Below are 12,901 nucleotides of genomic sequence, written 5' to 3' on the forward strand. Positions count from 1 at the left end.
CGGAGCTGGTCGTTCACGACTGGCAGCACGATCCTGGTGACAAGGCCTGGGCCTGGCTGCCGGTCGTCTGGGCCGTTGCCGTGCTCGCGTTCCTTGTTCTGCTCGGGGCCGTGAGCGGGCTGTGGAGCCGACGAGCATTGCGCAGGCGTGACCAACCGAAGCGCCAGCCTCAGGGAAGCCCGCCCCACTAGCAGTCGCTGGCTCAGGCGATGCCAGCACGATCCCGACCAGGTGAACGGGCTCGCTGATCGAAGTCAGCACCACGGCGAGCAAGGGGCGACGGCAGCTTGAGACTGCGTCGAGGGTGCAGCCGCCGCTGGCGATGGGCCCGGGTTCCGTCAGCCGTTAACGGCCGTTCGAGTGCGCAGGGCTCTGCCGAGCACGACCGCAACGAGGGTGAAGGCGGTGAAGCCGCCGATGTCAAGGGCGGCGCTGGCCCAACTGATCCTGTCGACGGCGCGGAGGGAGGCGATGCTGCCGGTGAGGGCGGCGCTGCCGTAGGCGAGCAGGTTGTTGGCGGTGTGGGCGGCGATGCCGGCTTCAAGTCCGCCGGTGCGCCAGACGAGGACGGCCGCGAGCAGGCCGAACGCGAAGCGGTCGAGGAACAGGGGCAGGTTCTGGCTGCCGTGGAACAGCGCGAACAACAGCGCTGAGGCGACCACCCCGAACCAGGGTGTGGCGGCGAGGCTCCCGAAGGCCTGGAGCAGGTAGCCGCGGAACAGGTACTCCTCGGCGGCGGCCTGCAGCGGGCTGGTGATCACGATGATCAGCAGGAACGCGACCAGCTGCGGCTGGGTCGGCGCTGCTGCGCTGGCGGAGGGGCTGCCGCTAAGCGCGAGGACGCCGGCGAAGACGGCGGCTGCGGCTGCCGTGCAGAGACCGAGGTAGCGCCAGCGCAGCCCGGGCCGTACGGAGCTGAGCCAGCGCGGCCGGACCCGGTGGGCGGCGTAGAGGGTGAAGGCGGCGATGAGAGTGAGCGTGGCGAGCCCGAGGTTCGATGCCAGCATCCCGACGGGGTGCTCAAGTCGTCTGCCGGCGGCCTCGTAGTCGTTCAGCGACGTCGCCGGTCGTTGCAGCACGTAGCCCAGCCCGAGCACGGTCGAGGACACCAGCGGCACGATCAGCAGGTAGAGGCCCAGCGCCATCACGATCCCGAGTCCGGCGTGCCACGGCGGTTGGAGTCCGCTCAGGACAGACGGGTACGGAACGTCCGGGCGCGGCTGGGCCACCAACGACGTGGGGCTCCAGTCTGGCTGCTGTGCGCGCACGACCGGTCCGGCGGGTCGCGGCGGTCGGTGCGCGCTGCGCGGCGGGCGTCTGCGGCGCGTCATTCGGCGAAGAGCAGGAGCAGGGCCAGACCGGTGTAGCCGATCATGACGGCGACCATGGGGACCTGGTTCGTGGCGGCGCGGCCGGTGGGGGAGATCTCGACGGCGCGGTCGTGCGCGGCGACGATTCCGCCGACGTGGCCGGCGACGACGGCGCCGGCCTGGACGGTGGCGATCAGCGCTGGGTAGGCGGCCAGGGCGTAGCTGACGTCGAGGGCGGCGGTGCCGAACACGTCCCACCCCCGGCTTAGCGGGTCGCTCCACAACGTCAGCGTCCGCTGGCCCTCGAAGACGAACAGCGTGAGGTAGTGGGCGGTGACGTAGCCCAGGGCGATGGGGAGCAGGGCGTGCACGAACAGGCGGGGTTCGCCGGCGAGCGGGCTGCGGACGATCCGGCCTCCGGTGCGGGAGGCGACGACAAAGGTGGCGGCGGTGAGCGCGACGAGCGCGACGAGGGTGATGCTGGCCGCGACGATCGGGCGGGTCGGCTGGGCCTGGATCCAGCCGATCCAGGCGGTGGAGTTCGACAGCCCGTCGAAGGCGGTCGAGCCGATCAAGACCGTGACGAAGGCGACGGTGCCGGACGGGGGGACGAGCCGGGACAGGTTCACCAAGGGCGAGGATGCGGTGAGCACGCCTGCGCCGTTGCGGCCCCACACCGACAGATGCGCCATGAAGGTGGCGTAGACCTCGAACGGGTCGGCCGCGGCGAACCAGCGTCGCCCGAACAGCACGGACCCGCAGGTCAGCACAGCGATGTAAAGGGCGGCGCCTAGGAGCAGCATGTGGATCGTCGTCCGGTCCGGGGCGACGAGCTCTAGGTACACGAACCCGAACAGCCCGGCCACCGCCGGCCAGACGCCGACGCCGGGTGGTAGGTCGAGGGCGCCGTGGTCAGGGTCGATGCGCAGCGCGCGGCAGACCAGCAGGTGCAACGTCCGCAGGGGGTTCAACAGCGGCCACACCCGGCCGAGGAGCAGTGACAGCGGGACCAGCCCGATCCACACCCAGACGTAGACGAAGCCGAAGATCGGGTTCGTCAGGTTGTCCGCACCTGCAAGTAGCGCCCATGCGGCCCACGCGCCGGCGGCCAGGCCGAGAACGCGGACCATCCAACGCACGGCCGCGCTGTCGACCAGGCGGGTCAGGCGGGGCAGTGCCACCGTGCCCCGCCCCGCGGAACGGGTCGCCCGCCACGTGAGCGAGAGGACCACGAAGGACGCGAGCACCGCCAGCATCGCGCCCACCACGACGATCTCGAACGGCACGGGCAGGTCCTGACGGCCGCCGATGCCGTGCAGCGGCACCATCAGGACCTTCCCCGATGACGCGTGGCGGGCCGACTGTCGATGCTCTCGTCGCTGTGGGTGTCGCTGTGCGTGGGACTAGTCACGTGACGGCGAGCTTCGCGACGAGCAGCTCGGTCTCGTGGGTCTCGACCTCGAAGACGCCCTTGACGTCGGCGACGAAGCTAACCGAGGCGGCCTCGCCTGGGGGGAGGTCGAGGGTCTTGTCGTAGCCGTGGACGTGGACGGAGTCTTTGACGTCGCTCGTGGCGGTGATGGTGACCTTCTGGCCGGCCTTCACCTTCGTGGTCTGCAGGCCCGGGCGGACCCGCCCGCCACTGACTTGCACGTTCACGACGACGGCGTCGGTCTCCGCCGTCGGGCTCGGGTTGCCCGGGCTGGTGGGGGTGGGCGAGGTGTCCGGGGTGCTGGGGGTGCTCGATGTCGACGGTGCGGTGCTGGCTGCTGGTGCGGACGAGGTCGCCGGTGGCGACGCGGGTGTGCTGCTGGTGCCGCAGGCGGCGAGCGGCACGGCGAGCACGCTCAGCAGGACGGGCAGGAGGGCCGTCCTCAAGGAAGCTCGCATCGGGGGCCTTTCGGGGCTGCGGTCATGACCGGTCGGAAGGAGCAACGCAGCACGGCTCGTCGTGGTGCCCGCGGCAGGCGAGTCACGAAAGCAACTCGCGTGGGACAGCTCGGCCCTTGCGGCCGCGAGGCGCAGGAAAGTGAGCGCTTCGGCGGCTAGGGCGCCTCGGAGCAGGGGTCACAGGTGCTGGATGGTCTCGTGGTCTTGGTGGCCGACCGGTTCGAGCTGGAAGGTGCAGTGCTCGACCTCGAAGTGGTCGTCCAGGCACGTTCCGAGGTTGTCGAGGACCTCGCCGGAGCGCCCGGCGCGCCACCACTCGTCGGTGACGACGACGTGGGCGGAGAGCACCGCCGAGCCGCTGGTGATGGTCCAGGCGTGCAGGTCGTGCACGTCGACGACCCCGGGGGTCTCGGCGATGTGGCGCCGTACCTGGTCGAGGTCGACGCCGGGCGGGGTGCCCTCGAGCAGGACGTGCACGACGTCGCGCAGCAGGGACACCGCGCGCGGCACGATCAGGCAGAAGATGGCGATGGAGGCGATCGAGTCGGCGCGGGTGTAGCCGGTCAGCCCGATCACCACGGCGGCCACGACGACGGCGATCGAGCCGAGCAGGTCGCCGAGCACCTCGAGGTAGGCCCCGCGCAGGTTCAGGCTCTCGTCTTTGCCGCCGCGCAGGATGAGCAGCCCGACCACGTTCGCCACGGCGCCGCCGAGGGCGACGAACAGCATGAGGGTGCTGGAGATGTCGGCCGGCTGGTTCCACCGCCGGACCGCTTCGACGAGGACCCAGACCGCGATCCCGGTGAGCAGCAGCCCGTTGACGAGCGCGGCGAGGATCTCGGCACGCTGCCAGCCGAACGTGCGGCTCGAGGTCGCTGGTCGGGCGGCCAGGGAGGTCGCGATCAGGGCGATGACGAGACCGGTGGCGTCGGTGAGCATGTGCCCGGCGTCGGCGAGCAGGGCCAACGACCCTGACAGCAGACCACCGATGACTTCGGCGACGAACACGGCCGCGGTGATGCCGACCACCAGCACCAGCCGCCACCGGTGCCTACCGGTCGCCGTCGACGCCCCGTGATCGTGACTGTGCCCGTGGCCGCTCATGCGCGGCACTGACGCGACAGGGCACGCCCCGTCGTCGGGCGGACGACTCGACGGGCTGTCATGCGCCCACCTGCGCCGGGTCGTGCGCCTCGCCGGTGTGGTCGATCCGGGGGCACAGGGTCACGGCGTCGCCGGTGGCGGCGAGGACGCGTTCGGCGGCGCTCAAGAGATCCATCAGCTCGGTCGCTACGGCGAGGGAGTAGACCGACGACCGCCCGACCGTGCGGACCTGGACCAGCCCGCAGTCGCGCAGGCACGCCAGGTGGGTCGACGTGGTGCTCTGCGCCAGCCCGACGTGCTCGGTCAGCTCGACCACCCGGTGCTCCCCGAGGGCAAGGTGCAGCAGGATCCGCAGCCGGGTGGGGTCGGCCAGGCTCCGGAACAGGCACACGGCCGCCGAGGAGTCCGACTCCGCCGCCGAGGTGGCAGCGGCAGCCAGCTCCGGCTCAAGTTCGATCGACACCAGACGATGACATCGCATCTGGTAGGTTCCGTCAAATCATCGTTCGATTGCGATGGCATCGGCTCAGGCAGTGGCTTCAGGGAAAGCGGTGGACGTGGACGACGTGGCGCGGGCTGCCCTGTACGTGAGCCTGCCCGTCGGGGCCGCGCTGGTCGGGTCCCTGATCGCCCTCGTGCGGCGCCCCAGCGCGGCGGTGGCGAGCGCGATCCAGCACTTCGCTGCCGGGGTGGTGATGGCCGCCCTGGTCGGGGAGGTGCTGCCCGGCCTGCGCGAGCAGGGCCACCTGCCCTGGGTCGTCGCCGGTTTCAGCGTCGGGGTCGCGCTGATGCTCGCCCTTGGTGCGTGGAGCCGCCGCCTCGAGCAGCGCCGCACCAGCATCGCCCGTAGCGAGACCTACGTGCTGCCGATCGGCCTGCTCGCCGCGGTGGGCGTCGACCTCCTCATCGACGGCGAGCTCGTCGGGCTCGGCGTGACCCTCGGCTCGAGCACCGGGCTCATCATCACCCTCGCCCTCACCGTCGAGATCCTTTTCTTGTCGTTGTCGGTGGTCGCCGAGCTCACCGACGCCGGCGTGCCGCGCGGCCGGTCGGCGCTGATCACCGTCGGACTGGGTCTGCTGACCGGCGTGGGCGCGGTCCTCGGCGCCGCGCTGCTGGGCGGCGCCAGTCACGAGGTGCTGGCCGCGGGCCTGGCCTTCGGCACGGCCGCGCTGCTCTACCTCGCCGTCGAGGAGCTGCTCGTCGAGGCTCACGAGGAGCGCGAGACCACCGTGCTCAGCGCCATGTTCTTCCTCGGATTCCTGATCGTCTACGTCCTCGGAGAGGTCGCCGCGTGAACCCCAAGCCGGTGTGCCCACCAACCTGGCCGATGGCTCGTGATGCCCGGCCCTTCCGCATCGCCCTGAAGGAGTCGGCTCGTGCTTGATGCCAAGGTCCGTCGAGAGATCGCGCAGCTGGGCCGGCTGTGGCTGCTCGCCCTCGCCTGTGCGGGCACCGGCGCGACCGTGGTGTCTCGAACCGGGTCGGTCAAGGTCGGGATCATCGCGTTCCTGATCAGCCTCGTCATACTCGGTCCCGTGCTGTGGGTCATCGAACGTCGGCTGCGTCGACGCCGCCCACAACCAGACGCAACCCGGCCGTGAACGCGACCACACCGCCAGCAGGCAGGCCCGCGGACGACAGCAGCACCCTCGGCGGCTACAGCCACAGCCGGTCGGCAGCTGCACCCGCCGCGACGACCGGGCCCGTGACCCCGCCCCGCCCTGCAGCGGCACCGCTGCTCGAGACGGCACCGGTGCAGGAGGCCGCCCTGGCCAGAGGTTGGAGCCACCGGCACCGCGACGTCTCCGGCGGCTGGCTGCGCCCGACCGTGTTCGGCGCCGTCGACGGGCTCGTCACCAATGCCTCGCTGATCGCCGGTGTCGGCGGGGGTGGCGTGTCCACCCACACCATCGTGCTGACCGGGCTGGCTGGGCTGGTCGCCGGCGCGTTCTCGATGGGGACCGGGGAGTACGTGTCGGTCACCAACCAGAACGAGCTCGTCCACGCCGAGGTCGCGGTCGAGAAGACGATGCACGCCCGCTTTCCCGAGGCCGAGCAGGCCGAGCTGACCGACACCTTCGCCGGCTACGGCGCCGACCCCCAGACCGCCGCCACCATGGCCGCCGCCGTCTCCGCCGACCCCGACGCCGCACTGCGGTTCCACACCCGCGAAGAGCTCGGCGTCGACCACACCGACCTGCCTTCCGCGATCATCGCCGGGGCCGCGTCCTTCGCCGCGTTCTCGGTCGGCGCGCTGCTGCCGCTGCTGCCCTACCTGCTCGGTGTGGCGCTGCTCGAGGTGGCGATGGTCATCACCGCGGTCGCGCTCATCGTCGGCGGCATGGTCGTGGGCCGGCTCACGGGTCGCCCCTTGCTCCGCTCCGGCCTGCGCCAGCTCGGCCTCGGCGGTGCCGCCGTCCTCGTCACCTACGGCATCGGCCGCCTCATCGGTGGCTCCGTGGCGTGATCGGCCCCCCCCGGACACGACTGACGAGTGGGCCGAGGGTCGACGTCGAGGCGGCCGGCATCCCGCCCAACTCCGCCGGACCAGCTCCTTCCTCGCCGGCCCCGGATTGGTCGCTACGTCGGCTGCTGGCCGCTCGTGTCCGCCGCCGCGGCCCCTGCGCTCGGCGAGCGCCAGGCAGCCACGAGGACAGCCACCGCACCGAGGGTGATGAAGACGTCCGCGAGGTTGAAGGTGGGCCACCAGCCGGAGTGCAGGTAGTCGGTCACCACGCCGTCGCCAGCGCGGTCGACCACGTTCGCCGCCGCACCGGCAACGATCGCAGCCAGTCCGAGAACCATGATCGAGAAGCCCCTCGCCGCTTCATGCCACGCGAACACGGCCACACCGGCGGTGATCAGACCGACGATCGCCAGGATCAGAGCGGCAGGCAGCTCCGCGCCGACCCCGAACGCGGTGCCGGAGTTGAACCCCAGACGCAGGTCGAGCAGGCCGAGGTCCACGACCCGACCGGCACCGAGGGTCCGCTGCGCGGCGGCCTTCGCAATCAGGTCAGCACCACCCAGGCCGACGATCAACCCGACGAGCAGCAGCCGCGCTGAGGCGGTGTGTCCGCCCATCAGCGCCGCACCTCGTGCGACAAGACCTGACGCCGACGCGGCCCGTGCGATCGGAGCTCAGTCGTCATCGTCATCGCCGTCATCGCCGTCGTCGTCGCCGTCTTCGACCAGCTCGCCTTCCCAGGCTTCTCGGCCTTCGTTGATCGCGAAGACGGCGATCACGAAGCCGGCGACGGGATCGAGCCAGGCGGCGCCGGTCAGGGTGAACACGACCAGCCCGACGAGGGTCGAGATGCTCAGCAGCACGCAGATCCGGGTCTCGGCAGCGTCGGCCAGGATCAGCGGGTCACCGCCGAGCTGTTCCCCGACCCGCCGCTTCGCCCGGGCCAGCACAGGCATCACGACGATCGACAGCACCAGCAGCACGATCCCGACCGTGCTGCGCTCCGGCGTCTCTGCGCCGAGCAGGGACCGGATGCCCTCGACGACGACGTAGGCAGCGAGCAGGAAGAAGGTGACCGCGACCGCCTTCAGAGCGCGGCGTTCCTTCACCTCGTCGGCCTCGCCGTGGCGCAGGCGGGCGGCGAGGCGCAGCCCGACCAGCACCGCCGAGACGGACTCGATGCCGGAGTCGAGCCCGAAGCCGACCAGGGAGACCAGCCCGGCGAGCAGGCCGAAGGTCACCGCGACCGCGCCCTCGACGACGTTGTAGGCGACCGTGAACCGGGCCAGCCGCAACCCTCGGCGGGTGAGCCGTTCGACGTCGGCCGACGAGACCGAGGCGGCTGGAATACCAGATGAGGTCATGCCTGGAGCTCCTGGAGCGTGGTCGAGCCGTAGCGGGGGCAGAGTGTCACGGCCTCGCCGGTGAGAGCGAGCAGCACCTCGGCGGCCTGCAGCAGGGCCAGCACCGCGTCGGGGTGCGTCAGGGTGAACACCGACGCCCGCCCCTGCGGCCGAGAGGACACCAGGCCGCACTCCTTGAGGCAGGCGAGGTGCTTGCTGACCGTGCTCTGCGCCAGGTCCAGGTGTGCCGCGAGCTCCCCGACGCGGTGCTCACCGAGCGCCAGGTGCTGCAGGATCGCCAGCCGGGACCGGTCGCTGAAGCCGTGGAACAGACACGCGGCCGCTTCCCGCGCCGGCGGTCCCGTGTCACCAAGAGCAACTTCGAGCCCTATTATCGCCATTCGGCGATACTAGCGGGCCGGTTCGGTCTCGCCAGGTCGACCGCCTGCCGACACCGACGTCAGCGGCAAGAGGACGCGCGAGGACGAAGGAGAACACGGTGGATTTGGGCGAAGCGGTGCTGCTCGGCGTGACGGAGGGCCTGACCGAGTTCCTCCCGGTGTCGAGCACCGGCCACCTGACGGTGGTGGAGAAGCTGCTCGGGCTGCGCCTCGACGACCCGGGCGTGACCGCGTTCACCGCGATCATCCAGCTCGGCCCGATCCTGGCGGTCCTCATCTTCTTCCGCCGCGACATCGTCGCCCTCGCCGGCGCCTGGCTGCACGGGATCGCCTCGCCCAGCCGGCGTGGCGACCAGTACCGCCTCGCCTGGGCGGTGGTCCTCGGCACGATCCCGATCGGCGTCGTCGGGTTCCTCGGCCGGGACGCGATCAGCGCCGCCCGAAGCCTATGGGTGGTCGCGGCGGCTCTCGTCGGCTGGTCGCTGGTGATGGTCGCCGCCGAACGAGCAGGAACTCAGAGCCGCAACGAGAGCGAGATCCGCTGGCGCGACGCGCTGGTGGTCGGGCTGGTGCAGTGCGTCGCCCTGATCCCGGGGGTGTCACGATCGGGCGCCACGATCAGCGCCGGCCTGCTGCGCGGTCTCGACCGCGTCAGCGCCACTCGGTTCTCGTTCTTCCTGTCCATCCCGGCCATGATCGCGGCGGGGGTGTTCGAAGCAGCCAGCGAAGGCTCGGCCGTGTCCCGGACAGTCGGATGGGCAGCAACCGGCACGGGAACGTTCGTCGCCTTCGCCGTCGGCTACGCGGCGATCGCCTGGCTGCTGCGTCTCGTCGCCCGACACCCCATCACCGTGTTCGTGCCCTACCGGATCGCCCTGGGACTGCTCATCGCTGCCGCACTCGCGACAGGTCTCATCACGCCCTAGCTGACGTGTACTAACCCGACTTGCCGGGCTCATACTCGACGACGAGGGCAACTTCGGGGGGAAGAAGGACTGGCATGGTCCGACGGGTCGTCGTAGGGCTTCTGGGACTGTATGTGCTGCTCGCGGTCGTGAGCCGGTTCGTCGAGGGCATGGGCGCCGTTCGGTGTGGCTGTACGGACGCCTGCTGGTGTCACCGTCCGATCCTGAGCACGTTCCGATGGGTGTTCCCCTGGGGCCATCGTTGAGCGTCCGTCGTTGAACCGAGGCCTTGCCGGTCGTACCTCGAAACGAGCCTCTGCTCAGCCAAGCCGCTGATCACGGGGTCGCTTCCGGCCGGACTTGCTGCTTGCGTGGAGCCCGAACACGATCAGGCCGGTGCTGACGAGCAGCCCGGCGACGAGATGGACCATCACGCTGCTCGGGCCGTGCTTCGACCCGACGGCCACCACGCCCACCAGCTGCACGACGAAGGTCAGCAGGCCCAGCTGGAGAGCGACCGTGTGCAGCTGAGCGCGGGCACGGGTGTCCAGGGGGCTCATGGTCGGATCCTTCTTCAGATGGCGGTGGTGAACTGTGCGGCCCACTGGCGCAGCACGGCCGTGGCGTGGTCCCACAGACCGGTGACCATGAGCAGTCCGACGGCGATCATGGCGAGGCCCCCGATGCGCAGGAGAAGGTGCTCGTGGCGACGCAGCACGCTGATCGCGCGAGAGGCCTTGGCGAAGGCGGCCGCGGCGATCAGGAACGGGATGCCGAGCCCGAGGGCGTAGGTAAAGGCGAGCAACCCGCCACGGGTGGCGCTGCCCTCGGTGAGGGCGAGTGAGAGCACGATGCTGAGGGTGGGCCCGATGCACGGGGTCCAGCCGAGCCCGAACACCACGCCCAGCAACGGCGCACCCGCCAGTCCGACCGCGGGCATCCGCCGTAGCCGCACATCGGCCCGTCCGAGCGGGAGCAGGCCGGTGAAGACCAGGCCCATGACGATGACAACAACGCCCGCGATGCGGCTGATCAGGGCCTGGTAGGTCAGCAGGACCTGACCGAGTGCCCCGAGGACGACGCCGGCGGCGACGAAGACGCTCGCGAAGCCGAGGACGAACAACGCCGCCCCGAGGACGGTCCGCTGGGCTCGGGTGTGACCGGCGACCAGGTCGGCGGCACCCATGCCGCTGGCGTAGGCGAGGTAGCCGGGTAGCAGCGGCACCACGCACGGGCTGAAGAACGACACGAGCCCGGCCAGCAGCGCGACGGGAAGCGCGACCAGCATGGTCCCGGTGACGGCGTCCTGCATCCAGGCGGCCAGCTCGATCAGCACGGTCGGCGCACCTACTTGCCCTCGTAGGTCTCGTCGATGAGGCCGAGCAGGGTGGTCAGGCTGACCACGCCGACGACCCGAGCGGCGATCCGGCCCTGCCGGTCGATGAACAACGTGGTCGGGATCCCGTTCGGCGGAAGAGTGCCGGCGAAGCGGACGAGCTGTGCGGCGCTGGGGTCGTAGATGTGCGGGTAGTCGATGTCGAAGGTCCGCAGGAACGCCTGGGCGGTCTGCGGGCTGCTCTCGCGGACGTTGATGCCGACGAATGCTGCCGTGTCGGCCCGTTTCCGGCTGGCTTCGGCGAGGTCGGGCGCCTCGAGGCGGCACGGGGCGCACCACGCTCCCCAGACGTTGATGACGACGACCTTGCCCGGGTAGTCCGCGGTAGAGACCGTGCCCTCGCCGGACAGCGCGGGGCCGGACGCCACCGGCGCCGGCAGCCGTTCCTCCACCGGAATCCGGGTCAAGGCCTGGGTGACCGGACCGTCGGCGCCGGGCGTGCTGCCCAAGGGGCGGCTCCCGGTGCGGGTCAGCGGGTTGATCGAGTCGCCGCCGCACCCTGCTGTCAGCAGGACGAGCAGCAACGCGACCAGCGGCGCCGTACGGCCGGCGATCCCGGTGCTTCTGCTGCTCGCGGGCGAACCGACGCGCCGCAGGGTCGGCTGCGCGGCCGTGGTGCTCACGCGATCACGGTGATCGTGACGACGGCGGCAACGAGGAGGAACCAGCCCAGCAGGATCGAGCTGTGGTTCTGGGTCGCTATGTCGAGAGCGGGACGGACAGGGGTGGGGAGCCGGCGCCGGTTGCGCCCGAGGTTGTGCAGGGTGACGTACCAGAGCGCGGTGAACGTCGCGGCCCACGCGGCCATGCAGTAGGGGCACAGCGCCCCGATGGAGACCAGGCTCTGCCACATCAGCCACCCCACGAACGCGGTCCCGGCGAGGACCCCGACCTGCAGCCCGGCGGCGTACCAGCCGCTCAGCCGGCCGCCGCTGAGCAGCATCGCGCCGGTGGCGGCGACGACGGCGAAGCCCGCGATCCCCAGGTAGGGGTTGGGGAAGCCGAAGACCGCGGCCTGCGCCGAGCTCATCACCGGACCGCAGGAGACGGTCGCGTTGATGCTGCACGACGGCGTGTAGAACGGGTTGGTCAAGAGCCAGTACTTCTCCACCGCCAGCACGAACGCTGCCGCGAACCCGAGCAGCCCGGCAGCCAGCAGCGCGACGCCGACCAGGCGCTCTGAGATGCGAGCGGTCGGCATGGGCTCGGGCTGAGTCCCCTCGGGCGGACCGGTCTGGGGCAGAGCGGTCTGGGGGAGTGTGACCTCGGAGGAGGCGGCGTCAGATGCGGTGTCGGTGACGCGGGTTCCCGGTCGGTCGTGCTGGATGGTCACGACCCGGCCAGGGCGGTTTCGATGGCGACGGTGAGCTCGTCGACCGACTTCGGTTCGAGCCGTTCACCGTTGAGGAAGAACGACGGGGTCCCGGTCACGCCAAGGGATGTGCCGTCGTCGATGTCGGTCTGGATCCGGGCCTTTGTGGCCGGCGAGGTGTAGTCGGCCTCCCAACGCGTCATGTCGAGCCCGAGCTTGCGGGCGAGGTCGCGGAACGCGTCGTCCTGCGGCGTCTGCTGCTCGCCCCATTGGGTCTGGGTCTCGTACATCTGCCGGTACATCGCCTCGAACTGTCCCTGCTGAGCTGCGGCTTCGACGGCCCGCGCCGCTCGCTCACCGTTGACGTGACCGGGCAGCGGGAAGTAGCGCACGACGAAGCTGACCCGGTCGCCGTAGGTGCTGCGCAGCTGCTCCACGACCGGGAACGCGGCGCGGCAGCCCTCGCACTCGAAGTCGAGGAACTCCACGAACGTCACCTTGCCGTCGGCGACGTCGTTCAGGCGGTGCGAGTCCTCGCGGACGGTGGCCCCCACCCCGCTGGCAGCGGTGTCGGGGGAGTCCGCACCGCGCAGCTGCACGACCGCGACGACGCCGAGCAGCAGGGCCAGCAGCCCGCCAGCGACGCCGGTGAACAGCCGGTTCCTCCTCCGGGTGAGCCGCAGGGCCTCCTGCTCGGCGGCCAGCCGCTTACGGCTGGTCGACGTGGTCGGAGTTGATCGGCTCGTCGATCGGTTCGCGGCCATGCTTCT

At 70.9% G+C, this 12,901-nt stretch carries 17 protein-coding genes; 4 read left to right on the forward strand and 13 right to left on the reverse strand.

The window, feature by feature from the left end; all coding sequences use genetic code 11:
* Positions 1-338: 338 nt before the first annotated feature.
* The 5 genes from ABD665_RS10965 to ABD665_RS10985 all read right to left on the reverse strand — a co-directional run bounded on the left by ABD665_RS10965 (position 339) and on the right by ABD665_RS10985 (position 4,767).
* Entirely contained in the window at positions 339-1,268 is a 930-nt protein-coding gene (locus ABD665_RS10965; protein WP_204910624.1) for a CPBP family glutamic-type intramembrane protease, read from the reverse strand.
* A 59-nt stretch (positions 1,269-1,327) separates the two neighbouring features.
* A complete protein-coding gene (locus ABD665_RS10970) occupies positions 1,328-2,638 on the reverse strand; it encodes a hypothetical protein (RefSeq protein WP_204910623.1) in 1,311 nt (436 codons plus the stop codon).
* A gap of 79 nt (positions 2,639-2,717) precedes the next feature.
* Positions 2,718-3,188, reverse strand: a complete 471-nt coding sequence (locus tag ABD665_RS10975; RefSeq protein ID WP_204910622.1) for a cupredoxin domain-containing protein — start codon at positions 3,186-3,188, stop codon at positions 2,718-2,720.
* Positions 3,189-3,377: 189 nt separating this feature from the next.
* Positions 3,378-4,235 carry a cation diffusion facilitator family transporter gene (locus ABD665_RS10980; protein ID WP_344742300.1) on the reverse strand — a complete coding sequence of 286 codons (858 nt, stop codon included), beginning with the start codon at positions 4,233-4,235 and terminating at the stop codon, positions 3,378-3,380.
* 127 nt (positions 4,236-4,362) lie between these two features.
* Entirely contained in the window at positions 4,363-4,767 is a 405-nt protein-coding gene (locus ABD665_RS10985; RefSeq protein ID WP_425562143.1) for an ArsR/SmtB family transcription factor, read from the reverse strand.
* Positions 4,768-4,855: 88 nt separating this feature from the next.
* Between ABD665_RS10985 and ABD665_RS10990 the strand changes: the two genes are divergently transcribed.
* The 3 genes from ABD665_RS10990 (at position 4,856) to ABD665_RS11000 (ending at position 6,774) form a co-directional block, all read left to right on the forward strand.
* Entirely contained in the window at positions 4,856-5,602 is a 747-nt protein-coding gene (locus tag ABD665_RS10990) for a ZIP family metal transporter (RefSeq protein ID WP_204910619.1), read from the forward strand.
* A gap of 81 nt (positions 5,603-5,683) precedes the next feature.
* Positions 5,684-5,908, forward strand: coding sequence for a hypothetical protein (locus ABD665_RS10995; RefSeq protein ID WP_204910618.1), 225 nt, complete (start codon positions 5,684-5,686; stop codon positions 5,906-5,908).
* Positions 5,909-6,012: 104 nt separating this feature from the next.
* Positions 6,013-6,774, forward strand: coding sequence for a VIT1/CCC1 transporter family protein (locus ABD665_RS11000; RefSeq protein ID WP_344742303.1), 762 nt, complete (start codon positions 6,013-6,015; stop codon positions 6,772-6,774).
* Between the two features lie 113 nt (positions 6,775-6,887).
* Here ABD665_RS11000 and ABD665_RS11005 read toward each other — a convergent pair whose 3' ends face one another.
* From ABD665_RS11005 to ABD665_RS11015, 3 genes are all read right to left on the reverse strand, one after another.
* A complete protein-coding gene (locus ABD665_RS11005; protein WP_204910617.1) occupies positions 6,888-7,391 on the reverse strand; it encodes a signal peptidase II in 504 nt (167 codons plus the stop codon).
* Positions 7,392-7,448: 57 nt separating this feature from the next.
* The gene (locus ABD665_RS11010) at positions 7,449-8,015 is read right to left on the reverse strand and encodes a cation diffusion facilitator family transporter (RefSeq protein ID WP_344742306.1); all 567 of its coding nucleotides are present in this window, start codon (positions 8,013-8,015) and stop codon (positions 7,449-7,451) included.
* Positions 8,016-8,134: 119 nt separating this feature from the next.
* Complete coding sequence (locus tag ABD665_RS11015) at positions 8,135-8,518, reverse strand: metalloregulator ArsR/SmtB family transcription factor (protein WP_204910615.1); 384 nt, start codon at positions 8,516-8,518, stop codon at positions 8,135-8,137.
* Positions 8,519-8,616: 98 nt separating this feature from the next.
* Here ABD665_RS11015 and ABD665_RS11020 point away from each other — a divergent pair, with 98 nt between their 5' ends.
* Complete coding sequence (locus ABD665_RS11020) at positions 8,617-9,444, forward strand: undecaprenyl-diphosphate phosphatase (protein ID WP_204910614.1); 828 nt, start codon at positions 8,617-8,619, stop codon at positions 9,442-9,444.
* A 299-nt stretch (positions 9,445-9,743) separates the two neighbouring features.
* On the opposite strand, the gene ABD665_RS11025 is transcribed toward ABD665_RS11020, so the two are convergent.
* From ABD665_RS11025 to ABD665_RS11045, 5 genes are all read right to left on the reverse strand, one after another.
* Positions 9,744-9,983, reverse strand: coding sequence for a hypothetical protein (locus ABD665_RS11025; RefSeq protein ID WP_204910613.1), 240 nt, complete (start codon positions 9,981-9,983; stop codon positions 9,744-9,746).
* Between the two features lie 14 nt (positions 9,984-9,997).
* A complete protein-coding gene (locus tag ABD665_RS11030; RefSeq protein ID WP_204913722.1) occupies positions 9,998-10,711 on the reverse strand; it encodes a cytochrome c biogenesis protein CcdA in 714 nt (237 codons plus the stop codon).
* A gap of 59 nt (positions 10,712-10,770) precedes the next feature.
* On the reverse strand, positions 10,771-11,442 hold the full coding sequence (locus ABD665_RS11035) for a redoxin family protein (protein ID WP_204910612.1): 672 nt from the start codon (positions 11,440-11,442) through the stop codon (positions 10,771-10,773).
* Positions 11,439-12,020, reverse strand: coding sequence for a vitamin K epoxide reductase family protein (locus ABD665_RS11040; protein WP_204910611.1), 582 nt, complete (start codon positions 12,018-12,020; stop codon positions 11,439-11,441). The genes ABD665_RS11035 and ABD665_RS11040 overlap by 4 nt, the downstream gene beginning before the upstream one ends.
* Positions 12,021-12,148: 128 nt before the next feature.
* A complete protein-coding gene (locus tag ABD665_RS11045) occupies positions 12,149-12,895 on the reverse strand; it encodes a thioredoxin domain-containing protein (protein ID WP_204910610.1) in 747 nt (248 codons plus the stop codon).
* Between the last annotated feature and the right edge of the window lie 6 nt (positions 12,896-12,901).

The organism is Microlunatus spumicola, assembly GCF_039536445.1.
In the GTDB taxonomy this organism is placed as follows: Bacteria; Actinomycetota; Actinomycetes; order Propionibacteriales; family Propionibacteriaceae; genus Microlunatus; species Microlunatus spumicola.